The sequence below is a fragment of the Bacteroides sp. AM41-16 genome (assembly GCF_003603495.1).
Taxonomy (GTDB): Bacteria; Bacteroidota; Bacteroidia; order Bacteroidales; family Bacteroidaceae; genus Bacteroides; species Bacteroides uniformis.
Genome location: NZ_QTNE01000019.1, coordinates 82,544 through 97,516, shown reverse-complemented (window position 1 = coordinate 97,516; position 14,973 = coordinate 82,544). Strand labels below are relative to the sequence as shown.

General features: G+C 48.6%; 8 protein-coding genes. 6 read left to right on the top strand and 2 right to left on the bottom strand.

The window, feature by feature from the left end:
• Positions 1-6 precede the first annotated feature (6 nt).
• Positions 7-2,544 carry a prolyl oligopeptidase family serine peptidase gene (locus DW896_RS15880; protein WP_057253232.1) on the top strand — a complete coding sequence of 846 codons (2,538 nt, stop codon included), beginning with the start codon at positions 7-9 and terminating at the stop codon, positions 2,542-2,544.
• 93 nt (positions 2,545-2,637) lie between these two features.
• Here the strand turns inward: DW896_RS15880 and DW896_RS15875 are convergent, their stop codons facing one another.
• A complete protein-coding gene (locus DW896_RS15875) occupies positions 2,638-2,820 on the bottom strand; it encodes a hypothetical protein (protein ID WP_005828596.1) in 183 nt (60 codons plus the stop codon).
• 222 nt (positions 2,821-3,042) lie between these two features.
• Positions 3,043-4,470, bottom strand: a complete 1,428-nt coding sequence (locus DW896_RS15870; RefSeq protein ID WP_117599216.1) for a sigma-54 dependent transcriptional regulator — start codon at positions 4,468-4,470, stop codon at positions 3,043-3,045.
• A gap of 93 nt (positions 4,471-4,563) precedes the next feature.
• On the opposite strand from DW896_RS15870, the gene DW896_RS15865 reads away from it, so the two are divergent.
• The 5 genes from DW896_RS15865 to DW896_RS15845 all read left to right on the top strand — a co-directional run bounded on the left by DW896_RS15865 (position 4,564) and on the right by DW896_RS15845 (position 14,968).
• Positions 4,564-5,403, top strand: a complete 840-nt coding sequence (locus tag DW896_RS15865) for a peptidylprolyl isomerase (protein WP_117966295.1) — start codon at positions 4,564-4,566, stop codon at positions 5,401-5,403.
• A 24-nt stretch (positions 5,404-5,427) separates the two neighbouring features.
• Positions 5,428-6,666: a pitrilysin family protein gene (locus tag DW896_RS15860; RefSeq protein ID WP_119993544.1), complete on the top strand. Its 1,239-nt coding sequence runs from the start codon at positions 5,428-5,430 to the stop codon at positions 6,664-6,666.
• A gap of 1 nt (position 6,667) precedes the next feature.
• Positions 6,668-8,011: an MATE family efflux transporter gene (locus tag DW896_RS15855; RefSeq protein WP_119993541.1), complete on the top strand. Its 1,344-nt coding sequence runs from the start codon at positions 6,668-6,670 to the stop codon at positions 8,009-8,011.
• A gap of 4 nt (positions 8,012-8,015) precedes the next feature.
• Entirely contained in the window at positions 8,016-10,310 is a 2,295-nt protein-coding gene (locus DW896_RS15850) for a hybrid sensor histidine kinase/response regulator (RefSeq protein WP_118264520.1), read from the top strand.
• Between the two features lie 107 nt (positions 10,311-10,417).
• Positions 10,418-14,968 (top strand): translocation/assembly module TamB domain-containing protein, encoded by a 4,551-nt coding sequence (locus DW896_RS15845; protein ID WP_117588695.1) that lies wholly within the window; start codon positions 10,418-10,420, stop codon positions 14,966-14,968.
• Positions 14,969-14,973: the final 5 nt, after the last annotated feature.

The following is a 14,973-nucleotide window of genomic DNA, read 5'->3' as shown; positions in this document are numbered from 1 at the left end:
ACAGTAATGAAGAAAATCACAGTTTTGTCGGGTTTGCTGCTCCTTGCGGGATTGGCTGCCCAAGCTCAGGAAAGAGTTGCTGAGTATAACGTGCGTCCGGCCGTTACGGTGCGCACTCCCCTCCAGGGCGATAGTATCAACTTCAAGGGAGACAAGTTTACTACCGGCAATCTTCTGAAGACGAAGGTCAGTCTCGACTTCGACGGAGGTCGGTACGAACGTATGGTTGCTGATACGGCTGGATATGTAACTGTGGCAAAGGCGGACAAGGACAATCTGTTCTATCTGTTTGCTACCAATCTGCGTGCGGAGCGTTTCATGAAGGGCAAGCTGAATGTATATTCTCCTGCCCGTTTTGAGGTGTTTGTAAACGGTGAATCCAAGCAAGTCAAGGAGACAGCGGAGGACAGCTTGTCGCAGGTCCGTCCTACGGCTGTCAGTTTGCGTATGGACCCCGAAGCGGATTATGAGATTGTCATCAAGTTGCTTTCAAGCGCGGACGACAAGATGCAGCCGATGCTGAAATGCGAATTTGAAAAGGAAAAGGACTTTGCCGATGTAGCCTGCCGGATGGCACCGGACATGAAGAGACGTTTCTCTTTGTTCAACACCAATTTCGGCTCCCGAGCGAGCAGGGTTTCTCTTTCGCCCAACGGCAAGTATCTGCTGACCCGCTATTCGGACAATTACGACGTGAAGCGTTCCAGGACCCGTTGTGAGCTGACCGAGGTAAAGACCGGCCGGGTGATATTGCCCAATGCCAATGAAAAGATGAACTGGATGCCCAACAGCAACAAGCTCTATTATACGGTTATGGGCGAGGAGCAGAATGACCTGGTTGTGTTCGATCCCGCCACGATGCGTGAGGAAGTGCTGCTGAAGAATGTTCCCGAAGGATATTTCAGCTGGTCTCCTACAGAAGACTATCTTATCTATATGCTCACGGACGAGGGCGAAAAGGTGAGTGGCCCGTTGAAACGTCTCTTGCATCCGGACGACCGTATCCCCAATTCTCGTGACCGCTATTATCTCATGAAATACGATGTGGCGACGGGACTTTCCGAGCGCCTGACCTACGGTAGTCACAACGTCTATCTGAATGATATTTCCCCGGATGGCAAGAAACTGTTGTGCAGCACTTCCAAGCCGGACATCACTCGATGCCCTTTCTCCCTCTCTTCTCTTTTCGAGATTGATTTGACCACCTTGCAGGCAGATACGCTGGTCGCCTGGGATGCTTATCTGGGAAGTGCTTCTTACTCTCCGGACGGGAAGCAGCTTCTGGTGACGGGCAGTCCGTCTGCTTTCGGAGGCATTGGCAAGAATTGCGGTGAACATCCCATAGCCAATGACTTTGATACCCAAGCATTCATTATGGATTTGGCTACAAAGAAAGTGCAGGCTATCACGCGCGATTTCAATCCTACGGTGTCTCCCGTGCAGTGGAACCGTGTGGACGGATGTATCTATTTCGATACGACTGATGGGGATTGCAGGCATATCTACCGTTATGTTCCGAAGACGGGCGGCTTTGAAATGCTTCCGCTTGAAGAAGATGTGATTACTTCCTTCACGCTGGCGGATGACAATCCGGTTGTGGCTGCCTATGTGGGCGGAGGAAACACCAGCACGGGCGTAGCTTATACGTACGACACGAAGAAAAAAGTTTCCACCCTGCTTGCCAATCCCATGAAGCCCATCCTCGATAAGATTGAGCTGGGACAGATGGAAGAGTGGAACTTTACAGCTTCGGACGGTACGGAGATAAAGGGAATGGTTTGTCTGCCGCCGTCTTTTGACCCGAACAAGAAGTATCCGCTTATCGTATACTATTATGGAGGAACGACTCCTACAACCCGCGGTATAACTTCCCCGTACTGTGCACAGTTGTTTGCGTCACGTGACTATGTGGTTTATGTTATCCAGCCCAGTGGTGCCATCGGGTACGGCCAGGAGTTCTCTGCACGCCATGTCAATGCATGGGGTGAGCGTACGGCCGATGAGATCATTGAAGGTACGAAGAAATTCTGTGCAGCCCATCCGTTTGTCAACGATAAACGTATCGGATGCCTGGGTGCCTCTTATGGAGGATTCATGACGATGTATCTGCAGACTAAGACGGACATGTTCGCTGCCGCTGCCTCGCATGCTGGCATCAGCAATGTGACGAGCTATTGGGGCGAGGGTTATTGGGGATATTCCTATAACTCTGTTGCGGCAGCCGATAGCTATCCTTGGAATAATCCCGATTTGTTTACGAAGCATGGAGCATTGTTCAATGCGGACAAGATTAATACCCCTCTGTTGTTGCTGCATGGCACGGTAGATACGAACGTGCCTATCGGTGAAAGTATCCAGTTGTATAATGCGTTGAAGATATTGGGCAAGCCGGTGGAATTTATTACCGTGGATGGTGAAAACCATTTTGTACTTGATTATGCAAAACGTGAATTGTGGCACAATTCAATTATGGCTTGGTTTGCCCGCTGGTTGCAGGATAGTCCGGCATGGTGGAATGACCTTTATCCGGAAAGACATTGGTGATTTCTTAGTTGACAACTATCAACTATCAATTAAAAAAGCCGTTTCCCAGAATAGACAAGGAGGAAACGGCTTTTTGTTGTAGTGTGCTTACTGTTATTGGGCCACTTTTGCTGTGTCTTGGACGTTCTCGGCTTTCTGCAAAGTATCCGTTACCACAGTGTCGTTAGACAAGGTTGTTGTCTTACTCGGCTGTTCTACCGGAGCCTTAGCTTGAGCCAAGAACGTTCCGCCACAAACAAACATAAACAGGGCTGCTACTAATACTAATTTTTTCATAATTCATTTGCTTTTAGGTTGCTATATCTTATTGTTAAGTCTAAGTGCTTGTTTGTTGTAGCGCTTGTTGCTTGTACTTAATACAAGTCAAATGGTGTGCCAAAAGAATTATTTGTTGGGTAATGCTTTGATAACTAGATGTATATGTTTTTATGCAAAGTGTAGTATAATGTGGAAAAGTGGGGAATGTGTGGAGAGGAGTGTGGAATTATTCCACATCTTTTAGTCGGATATGTTATAAAGCTTCAACTTGTTGTACAGCGTTTTGCGGTCAATGCCCAACAGTTGTGCAGCGCGGCTCTTGTTGTTTCCCGTCTGCCGTAGGGCTTCGATGATTTGACGTTTCTCTGCCTCCTCATTGCGGAGAGGGATGCCGATGATGGCCGATGCAGGTTCTTTCAGTTCACTTAGTTCGTTGATAGTAATGAATTTGCCTTGTGCCAGCAGGGTTGCACGACGTACCATATTCTTCATTTGTCGCAGATTGCCAGGCCAGGGGTATTCCAATAAGGCGCGGGATGCTTTGTCATCAAAGCCGGTCAGTTGCTTGTCCATTTCGCGGTTGGCCTGGTCCAGAAAGAAATTGGCAAAGAGCAAGATGTCTTCACGGCGGTCTTTGAGTTGCGGCATGCGCAGGGTGAATTCATTGATACGGTGATATAAATCCTCACGGAACGTTCCTTTTTCGATGGCTTGCTCCAGATTTTCGTTGGTGGCGGATACCAGACGTATGTCCACGCTTATCTCTTTGTTTGAACCAACCGGACGTATCTTGCGTTCTTGCAAAGCACGCAGCAGTTGTATTTGCACTTCATAGCTCAGATTGCCTATCTCATCCAGGAAGATGGTACCGCCGTTGGCTTCGACGAAAGCGCCCGTTTTGTCGGTCAGTGCGCCGGTAAAGGCGCCCTTTATATGCCCGAAGAATTCCGAAGCGGCCAATTCTTTGGGGATAGAACCGCAATCGATGGCTACAAACGGCCGGTCGGCACGCTTGCTGAGCTGGTGGATGCGATGGGCTACGTATTCTTTGCCCGTTCCGCTGGCACCATTGATGAGTACGGACATATTGGTAGGTGAAACCAGTTTCACATAATTGTAGAGTTGTTTGGCTGCGTCGCTCTCTCCTTCGAGGAAGTCGGAGGAAGACAATGAGCCTTCTGCACTCTTCTGAGACTGATTTTTCATCTTGTCGGAATGCATCGTCTGTTTGGGCGAGACGGATGGTCTGTTTGGGGTAAACGCGTCATCTGTTCGGGACGGATGCATCATCTGTTTCAAAGCGGAGGATGATGCATTCAAGGCTTCGCCTATTTTTTTCAGTAATTCGTCCGGATTCACAGGCTTGGCAATGTAATCGCAGGCTCCCAGTTTCATGGCTTGGACGGCCGACTGTATGTCAGCGTATCCCGTCATGATGATAAGCGGTATTTGCAGGCCGTGTTCGCCCAGCCATTTCAATAAGTCAATGCCATCCTTGTCGGGCAGGCGTAGGTCAGACAAAATCAAGTCCACGGTTTCCGACTCAATATGTTTTTGAGCACGGGCAATGCTGCTGGTGGAGGTTACTTGGAAACCTTTTTTGCCGAGCCATGTTTTTAGCATCATGCCGTAAGTAATATCATCTTCTACAATTAATATGGATGTCATTGCTTTTGCCTTTTATCTCTTTTATGTAGGCAAAGGTAAGTGCTTTTGTCTGATTTTAGTATATTTGCAAACTTAAATTAAATAAAAAACAAAATGAAAAGGAATCTAATTGTATTATTAACTATACTGGTTTGCGGTTTGACTGCTTGCAAGCCGGGACAAAAGAAAGAGGAAAATATGGAAAAAGAAACGAAGCTAAAGATTGAAACAAGTGCGGGTGACATCACCGTGAAACTGTATAATGAAACCCCGAAACATCGTGATAACTTTATTAAGCTGGTGAAAGACGGCACGTATGAAGGTACGCTGTTCCACCGTGTCATCAAGGACTTTATGATACAAGCAGGTGACCCGGAATCGAAAAAGGCTCCAAAAGGCAAGATGCTGGGGGCAGGCGACGTAGGTTATACTGTTCCTGCCGAATTTGTTTATCCGAAGTATTTTCACAAAAAAGGTGCTTTGTCGGCTGCACGCCAGGGTGATGAGGTGAATCCCGACAAGGCATCATCCGGCTGCCAGTTCTACATTGTGACTGGAAAAGTGTATAATGACTCTACCTTGCTGGGGATGGAACAGCAGATGAATCAGATGCGCCTGAACAATGCTTTCAATGCATTGGCCCAGAAGCATATGAAGGAAATCTACAAGATGCGTAAGAATAATGACCAGGACGGTCTGATGGATTTGCAAGATTCTTTGATTGCGCAGGCAGAGGCTCAGGTTGCCAAGGAACCGGAGTTCAAGTTTACTCCCGAGCAGGTGAAGGCTTATACTACCATGGGTGGTACTCCGCATTTGGACGGTGCATATACCGTATTCGGTGAAGTGCTGGAAGGTATGGATATAGTTGATAAAATACAGAAGGTCAAGACTGATCGTAACGACCGTCCTGAAGAGGATGTGGTTATTAAAAAAGTGACAGTGATAGATTGATGATAGATTCTGTCATTCTATTTTATGAAGATAAACAAAAAGATATTTGACAACGGTCTGCGGTTGGTGCACAATGAAGATACCAGCACGCAGATGGTTGCCTTGAATATTGTTTATGACGTAGGTGCCCGTGACGAGCATCCCGAGCATACGGGCTTTGCCCATTTGTTTGAGCATCTGATGTTTGGAGGTTCGGTGCATATTCCTGATTATGACGCTCCTTTGCAACTGGCAGGTGGGGAGAATAATGCATGGACCAATAATGATATTACCAATTACTACCTGACGGTTCCAAAATCGAATGTGGAAATCGGCTTCTGGCTGGAGTCCGACCGTATGCTGGAACTGGCATTCAGTGAGCAAAGTCTTGAGGTGCAGCGTGCAGTGGTGATGGAGGAGTTCAAGCAACGTTGTCTGAACCAGCCGTATGGTGATGTGGGGCATCTGCTTCGTCCTTTGGCTTATCAAACGCATCCTTATCGCTGGCCTACTATCGGGAAAGACCTCTCTCACATTGCCAATGCCACGCTGGATGAGGTAAAGGAATTCTTTTTCCGTTTTTATGCACCTAATAATGCAGTTCTGGCCGTTACCGGAAATATTTCGTGGGAAGAAACGATTAGGCTGACTGAAAAATGGTTTGCTCCTATTCCCCGTAGGAATGTGCCTGTAAGACAATTACCGCAAGAAGTTGTACAGACGGCGGAACGCCGGCAGACGGTGGAACGGAATGTTCCTCTGGATGCTTTGTTCATGGCTTATCACATGTGCAGCCGTGAGGATGCCGATTATTATGCCTTCGATATTCTGTCGGATATTCTGAGCAATGGACGTTCCAGTCGCTTGACCCGCAGGCTAGTGCAGGAGCAGAAGTTCTTTTCCAGTCTCGATGCCTATATCTCCGGTACACGGGATGCCGGCCTGCTGCATATCAGTGGAAAACCATCTGCAGGCGTATCTTTGGAACAAGCCGAGGCTGCTGTCCGGAAAGAGTTGGAAGAGTTGAAATCCGGGTTTGTTGGAGAACAAGAATTGGAGAAAGTAAAGAACAAGTTTGAGTCTACACAGATATTCGGCAACATCAATTATCTGAATGTTGCCACGAATCTTGCCTGGTTTGAACTGACCGGACAGGCAGAAGACATAGACCGTGAAGTGGACAATTACCGCTCTGTGACGGCAGAACAGCTTCATAGGGTCGCCCAACAGACCTTCCGCGATGAAAACGGGATTGTGCTTTATTACCAAAAAGAAAACCTTTAGTATGAAAAAATTATTTGATACGTATAAGCAGCACTATAAAGCATTGCTTCTCCTGGGGCTACCCATTGTGGTGGGGCAGTTGGGAGTCATTGTGCTTGGTTTTGCCGATACGCTGATGATTGGGCATCACAGCACGGAGGAACTGGGTGCCGCTTCTTTCGTAAACAATCTGTTTACTCTTTGCATTATTTTCAGTACGGGCTTCAGCTACGGGCTGACACCGGTTGTAGGGGGCTTCTACGGTAACCGCCGCTTTGCCGAGGCAGGGCAGGCGTTGCGGTGTAGCCTGGTTGCCAATGTGCTGGTGGCTTTGTTGCTGACTCTTGTCATGGCTGTTCTCTATTTCAATGTGGAGCGGCTGGGACAGCCCGAAGAATTACTGCCTCTGATTAAGCCTTATTATCTAGTGCTGCTTGCTTCACTGGTTTTTGTCATGTTGTTCAACGGCTTTAAACAGTTTACGGATGGCATCACCGACACCAAGACGGCCATGTGGATTCTGCTTGGAGGGAATGCGCTTAACATCGTAGGAAACTATATTCTGATCAATGGAAAATTGGGTTTCCCGGAGATGGGATTGCTTGGTGCGGGTGTAAGTACCTTGTTCTCTCGCATTGTGATGGTCGTGGTCTTTGCGGTGATTGTGCTTCGTAGTCGCCGTTTTATCCGTTATAGACTCGGATTTATGAGGCTGGGATGGTCGACACCGATGTTCAGGAAACTCAATGCTTTGGGCTGGCCTGTCGGTATGCAGATGGGAATGGAGACCGCTTCCTTCAGCCTCAGTGTTGTCATGGTGGGGTGGCTGGGGACACTTGCTCTGGCATCACATCAGATAATGCTCACTATCTCTCAGTTCACCTTCATGATGTATTATGGCATGGGTGCTGCAGTTGCTGTGCGTGTCAGTAACTTTAAGGGGCAGGGCGACGGGCAAAATGTGCGCCGTTCGGCGTATGCTGGCCTTCACGTCATCTTATGCATGGAAGTGGTGCTGTTGAGTATTGTCTTTGCACTTCGCGGTCAGGTCGGAGGATGGTTTACAGATAATATGGAAGTGTCCGGTATGGTAGCCGCTCTCTTCTTTCCGTTCCTGATTTACCAGTTCGGTGACGGATTGCAGATTAATTTTGCCAATGCCCTGCGTGGTATCTCGGATGTGAAACCGATGATGATTATTGCATTTATATCCTATTTTGTTATATCTTTGCCCGTAGGGTACCTCTGCGGTTTCATCTTCGGCTGGGGACTGACGGGGGTCTGGATGGCTTTCCCGTTTGGACTGACCAGTGCAGGGGTGATGCTGTGGCTGAGATTCCGTAGACAGACCAGGGAAAGGATTTGATAATATGAACAGTGTCTCCAAAGTAAAGATTGCCGTAGGCTACACTTTGTTGCTGGCGGTATTGTTTTTTTCCTTGTTCTTCGTACACCGGGAGATGGAGAACCTTATTCTTACCGATGACCGCGATGTACAATGGACAGACAGCGTACTAGCTTTGATACGCGAGAAGGATACCAATACGATAAGAATGCTGCGTACGCTGAGTGAGGCGAATGACAGCATGGTATCTACCAGTGACATTGAGCAGATAATTGCCCAGCAGGACTCGGTAGTGACCCAGCAACGTGTGCAGCACCGTATCATTACACATCGGGATACCGTCGTGACACGCCCTCGAAAGAAGGGTTTTTTCCGTCGTTTGGGTGAAGTGTTTGTCCCCCCAAAGAAAGATACGGCTATCCAGGTAAAGACCTCCCTCGAATTTGCGACGGATACGGTGATTGAACCTTATAATCCGGCCGATTCTTTGCATGAGAAACTGCGTGCTGTGGCCCAGCAGAAAAAAGCTGTAAACACTGTTATACAACGACGTAAACGCTATCTGCAACGCTTGGACCATATGCTGACCGCTCGTATTGACAGCTTGCTGAAAGATTACGAGACGGAAACTCTGCTGCGTGCACGGACGGAAGCCGAGTATCAACAGGCGGTCCGACGCCGTTCGGCCAAGATTATCAGTGGTATTGCCGTAGGTGCGGTGTTGCTTTCCGCTTTTTTTCTTATTATCATCGGCCGCGACATAACCCGAAGCAACCGGTACCGCCGTGAGTTGGAAGAGGCCCGCCGTCGTGCCGAAGATTTACTTGCTGTCCGTGAAAAACTGATGCTTGCCATTACCCATGATTTCAAAGCTCCGCTCGGTTCTATCATGGGCTATGCCGACTTGCTTTCCCGTCTGACGGTGGATGAGCGCCAGCGGTTCTATCTGGACAATATGAAAACCTCATCGGAGCATCTGCTGAAGTTGGTCGTTGATTTGCTCGACTTCCATCGTCTTGATTTGAACAAGGCCGAAGTCAACCGGGTCACCTTTCATCCTTCCCGCCTGCTTGAAGAGATACACGTCAGTTTTGAACCGCTTACGGCTGCCAAAGGGCTGGCGCTTCATTGCGACACTGCCCCGGAGCTGGACGGTACCTATATTTGCGACCCTTTGCGTCTGCGCCAGATTATCAACAATTTGCTGTCCAATGCCGTGAAGTTTACGGACCAAGGCAGTATTACCATGACTGCCCGTTACGAGGACCGTCGACTGGTAGTTGCCATTGCTGATACGGGTAGAGGTATGGAACCTGCCGACCGTGAGCGTATCTTCCAGGAGTTTACCCGCTTACCGGGTGCTCAGGGTAAAGAGGGGTTCGGACTCGGACTTTCCATCGTCCGTATGCTGGTACAGTTGCTTGAAGGCACGATTGATGTAGACAGTGTGCCAGGCAAGGGAAGCACTTTCACCATATATATTCCTATCTATCCCGTAAGGAGTGAAGGACGGAGAATGAAGGATGAAGAATCGGGATGTGTTACCACGCCGAATGGCAATTCTTCATTCCCCGTTCCTCATTCTTCACTGAAGAATGTCCTCCTTATTGATGATGACCGTATTCAGCTTACCCTTACTGCCGCCATGCTTCAGCAGAGTGGTATAAATTCTGTCTCTTGTTTACAACTGGATGAACTGCTGGATGCCTTGCGCACTGCAACCTTTGATGTTCTGCTTACTGATGTGCAGATGCCTGCTATTAATGGTTTTGATTTACTGAAACTGCTGCGTGCTTCGAACATACCGCAGGCACAGTCTGTTCCGGTGATTGCTGTCACTGCTCGCAGTGACATGCAGCGTGAGGAATTTACGGCGCATGGCTTTGCCGGATGCCTGCATAAGCCGTTTACCGTCAGTGAATTGCTGCATGAATTGAATGTGGAGGACAAAGGGAAGGAGGTTACGGAAGTTTCGGAAGCTTCGGCTTGCCCGGGGTATAAATTCTCTTCGCTCACCGTTTTTTCGGTCGATGACCCCGAGGCTGCAAAGTCCATTCTGGAAAGTTTTGTGGCTGAAACCCGTCTCAATGCGGAGCGTTTGCAGAAGGCTGTGGAGAATGAGGATGTGGACGAGATGGCTGCTGTCTCCCACAAAATGATTCCCCTCTTTACGTTGATTGGAGCTACGGAACTGGTTGCATTGCTGAAACTGTTGGAAACTTCTCATGGAGTGCCTTTTACCGGAGAGTTGAAAGAACACGCCCTTGCCGCCCTCGTTTTGATAGAGGATGTCATTACTCAGGCAACAGCTTTTCCGTAATGGGGGAACAGAGAAGAATACATGATTTTTCTCTATCGGGAACCAAATGTCGAAAGAAATTGTTTACTTTGTAGGACTTTTAAATACGATGAAAGATTGACGTTCCGATGAGAAGAAAATGGTTGAGAATAGCACTGTGGGTGCTGCTTACTCCTATTATACTGTTTATAATATTGATGATACTGCTCTATGTGCCTCCCGTACAGAATTTGATACGGAAGCAGGCTACAGCAATTGCATCAGATGCTACGGGTATGGACATATCCGTGGAGCGGATTGACCTTCGCTTTCCTTTGAATTTGTTGGTCCGCGGTGTATTGGTGGTACAGCCTGCCGACAGTGCTGTTGATGTGCAGCATCCCGATACCTTGCTGAATCTTGGAAGTTTGAACGTACGGGTACAGGCATGGCCTTTACTCAAAGGGAAAGTGGAGGTGGATGACATTACCTTGAAACAAGTTGCTGTCAACTCCTCCAATTTAATGGAAGGTATGTGCATCAAAGGAGTACTGGGGCATTTCTTTTTCGAAAGCCATGGCATAGACCTTACAAAAGAAGATGCCATCCTCAATAATATAGAATTGAGCGATACCCATGTGCAGGTGATGCTTGCAGATACCACTGAGACTCCCAAGGACACTACTGACACTGCGTTAAACTGGAAAGTCACACTCCATACTCTGAAGTTGAAGAACGTCTCGGTCGATTTACAGATGCCATTGGACTCCATGGGGCTGAAAGCCCATATAGGAGATGCTGAGATTGCGGACGCTGCTGCCGACCTGAAACACCAGTTCTATGGCTGGAGAAAATTCCTGCTGACTGGAACTTCTGTCAATTATGATACCGGCGGCCCGGGGAGTGCGATAGGCTTCGACCCCTCGCACATTGCTCTTCGCGACATTCGTATGGGCATTGATTCTGTGATGTACTACGGTAGAGATATGAATGCCGTTATCCGGGAATTTTCCATGTATGAGCGTTCCGGTTTAAGTGTGACTTCCCTGACCGGGCGGTTATTTGCCGACTCTACCGTTATCCGTATCCCTTCTTTGAAGTTGCTGACACCTCATAGTGAGATGAACTTTACGGCACAGACTTACTGGGAACTGATAAATATACCTACCACCGGTCGTCTGACAGCCCGTTTCAATGCCCGTATCGGCAAACAGGATGTACTGCTTTTTGCCGGTGGCCTGCCGGAAACTTTCAAGGAAGCCTATCCGTTCCGTCCGTTGGTGATTCATGCCGGTACGGAAGGAAACCTGAAGCAGATGCAGATTTCCCGTTTTACGGCTGAGCTGCCCGGAGCCTTTTCGTTGAATGGGGGAGGAGAATTCTGGAACCTGACCGACAGTGTGAAACGCAATGGAAACATGGACTTCGAGATGCATACGCAGAACTTGAACTTCTTGACCGGACTAGCTGACATTGCTCCCGATGGCTCCATCATCGTGCCGGACAGTATGCACCTTGCGGCACGTGTCGGTATGGAGGGGACGCAGTGCACTGCCGCCTTGAAACTGCTGGAGAAGGAAGGCGTCTTGAATCTGGACGCTGCCTATAACCTTGCTACGGAAGCCTACCATGCCGACCTTGCCATCAACAACTTGCAGGTGCATCACTTCCTGCCCAAGGACTCTATCTATACTCTTACGGCAAAGATGTCCGCTAAAGGACAAGGGGTGGATGTGGCATCACGAAAGACTGTGGCTGCTTTGAATGCCTCTTTGGAAAAACTACAGTATGGGCATTGGGACATTTCCGGTGTGGAGGCGCATGCCGGACTCAAGTCATCCGTTGCTACCGTCCGTCTTGCCAGCGATAATGTTCTTCTCAAGATGCAGGGAAATGCGGATATGCGTCTTGACCGCAGCTATTTGGATGGCGCTTTGGATTTGAATGTGGAAGAGGTGAATCTGCATAAGCTGGGTTTGGTGCCCCGACCGTTGAAACACCCGTTTGCCTTTACAATGGGAGCGGAGGCACGTCATGATTCTCTCAAGTTGAGGCTTGACGCCGGTGACTTGAATCTGCGTTTCCGCGCCCACAGCACGTTGAAGAAGTTGATGGAACAGTCGGATAAATTTGTCTCTATCCTGACAAAGCAGATTGATGAACGGCGTTTGGACCATGCCGCTTTGCGCCAAGTCCTTCCTTCAGCAGGCATGCATCTGGAAGCCGGTAACCAGAATCCCGTCAGCTATTTCCTGGCTGCAAAGGGTATTTCCTATAATGATTTCAAACTGAGCTTCGGATTTACTCCGCAAGTCGGCATCAATGGGCGTACAGCTGTTCACGGATTGCGCATGGACTCCTTGCAGCTCGATACGATATTTTTTACAGTGAAGCAGGATACTGCTCGGATGAAGTTGCAAGGTGGTGTCATAAACGGTCCCAAGAACCCGCAGTTTGTGTTTCGCAGCACATTGACGGGGGAAGTCCGTAATGAAGATGCGGAGCTGACTGTGGATTATGTGGATGGAAAAGGGCAGACTGGTGTGCTGTTCGGTATTAACGCCCGTCCGTTGACCGAAGGACATGGTCGCGGTGATGGTGTGCTGCTGAACCTTATTCCTGCCGAGCCGATTATCGCTTTCCGTAAATTCCACTTTGCGGACAATAGTAACTGGATTTATCTGCATAAGAATATGCGCGTCTATGCCAATATTGATATGGACAGCGACGATGGTCTGTGTTTCCGTATGCAATCCGACAAGAATGATACCCTTTCCTTGCAGAATATAAACGTAGAATTGAGCCGATTGCGCCTGGATGAACTTACGGAGGTACTTCCTTATATGCCTCGGCTTACGGGATTGTTCTCCGCCGAAGCAAATTATATACAGACTGCCACTTCCCTGCAGGTGTCCGCCGAAGCCAATGTAGAGAAACTGACCTACGAACGCCAACCGGTTGGAGATATAGGTCTGGGGGCTACCTGGTTGCCGGGCGACAAGAATACGCACTATTTGAATACCTATTTTACACATGATAACGAAGAAGTGATGATCGCCGACGGTATCTTGACGCAGAAAAACGGAAAGGATACTCTGGAAGTGTCCACTCGTTTCGAGCATTTCCCATTGAAGATGGCCAATGCATTCATCCCTGACCAAATGGTGGCCTTTACCGGAGATATTGATGGAGGGCTTTATATTTATGGTTCGCTGGACAAGCCTCAAATGCATGGTGATATTGTTTTGGACAGTGTGTCTGTCTATGCACGCCAGGCGGGAGCACGTTACTGGTTCGACAACCGTCCGGTACAGATAAAGGACAATCAGTTGATATTCGATAAGTTTGCCATTTATACCACCAGCAAGAATCCGTTTACGATTGACGGTAAGGTTGATTTCCGGAATATGGAGCGTCCTACTGCCAACCTCAATCTGCTGGCAGAGAACTATACGTTGCTGGATGCACCGCGTACCCGCGAAAGTCTGGTATATGGAAAGGTGTTCGTTGATTTGCATGCCACGGTGAAGGGACCGCTTGACGGGCTCACGATGCGTGGAAACATGAATCTGCTGGGCAATACCAACGTAACCTACGTGTTGACCGATTCCCCTTTAACGGTGGAAGACCGTCTCAGTGGGCTGGTTACCTTTACCTCATTCACCGATACGACGTCGGTAAAGGCGGATGAAGTTCCTGCCATGTCGTTGGGAGGATTGGAAATGTATATGTCCGTCCATATTGACGATGCTGTCCGTCTTCGTGCCGACTTGAGTCCCGACCGCAGCAAATACATCGAACTGGAAGGTGGCGGTGATTTGAATATGCAGTATACTCCCCAAGGGGATATGAGCCTTACCGGACGCTATACCCTTTCGGGTGGCGTCATGAAATATTCGCTGCCTATCATCCCCTTGAAGGAGTTTCAGTTCAATCCCGGCAGTTATGTGGATTGGCGAGGGAATATTATGAATCCTACGCTAAGCCTAAAGGCTACGGAACGTATGCGTGCTTCTGTGGCCGACGGTGACGGGGACGGTTCGCGCATGGTGAACTTCGATGTTTCCATTTCCATCAAGAACAGGCTTGACGCTCCCGATTTGATATTCGATATTTCGGCGCCCGAAGATGCCGCAGTAGAGAATGAGCTGCAGGCAATGGGTGCAGAAGAGCGTAGCAAGCAGGCCATTGCCATGCTTGCCACGGGTATTTACCTGAACAGTGGTGCCAAAGGAGGAGGTTTGTCAATGGGAGCCGCCTTGAACTCAGTGCTTCAGAGCCAGATAAACTCCTTGGCGGGAGGTATAAAAGGGGCCAATATCAGTGTAGGTGTGGAAGACCGTACCTCTGCTGAAACGGGTGACACGCAGAAAGACTTCAGTTTTCGTTATTCCCAGCGTTTCTTCAACGACCGCGTACAGATAGTCATCGGTGGAAAAGTGTCCACCGGGGCCAATGCCACGAACGATGCGGAATCATTCATTGACAATATATCGCTGGAATACCGTCTTGATGCGTCGGGTACTCGATATGTCCGTGTATTCCATAATAAAAACTACGAAAGCATACTCGACGGTGAGATAACCGAAACGGGTGTCGGCCTTGTGCTGCGCCGGAAGATGGACCGATTGAGTGAACTCTTCATCTTCAGGAAGAAAAAGATAAAACCGGAGGCTGAAAATAGCGATATGAAAAAGTAGGAATG

Excerpts from the sequence above, each read along its gene's own strand:
- DW896_RS15845 (WP_117588695.1), top strand. The coding sequence starts at position 10,418 with ATGAGAAGAAAATGGTTGAGAATAGCACTGTGGGTGCTGCTTACTCCT.
- DW896_RS15870 (WP_117599216.1), bottom strand. The coding sequence starts at position 4,470 with ATGACATCCATATTAATTGTAGAAGATGATATTACTTACGGCATGATG.
- DW896_RS15880 (WP_057253232.1), top strand. The coding sequence starts at position 7 with ATGAAGAAAATCACAGTTTTGTCGGGTTTGCTGCTCCTTGCGGGATTG.
- DW896_RS15865 (WP_117966295.1), top strand. The coding sequence starts at position 4,564 with ATGAAAAGGAATCTAATTGTATTATTAACTATACTGGTTTGCGGTTTG.
- DW896_RS15860 (WP_119993544.1), top strand. The coding sequence starts at position 5,428 with ATGAAGATAAACAAAAAGATATTTGACAACGGTCTGCGGTTGGTGCAC.
- DW896_RS15875 (WP_005828596.1), bottom strand. The coding sequence starts at position 2,820 with ATGAAAAAATTAGTATTAGTAGCAGCCCTGTTTATGTTTGTTTGTGGC.
- DW896_RS15850 (WP_118264520.1), top strand. The coding sequence starts at position 8,016 with ATGAACAGTGTCTCCAAAGTAAAGATTGCCGTAGGCTACACTTTGTTG.
- DW896_RS15855 (WP_119993541.1), top strand. The coding sequence starts at position 6,668 with ATGAAAAAATTATTTGATACGTATAAGCAGCACTATAAAGCATTGCTT.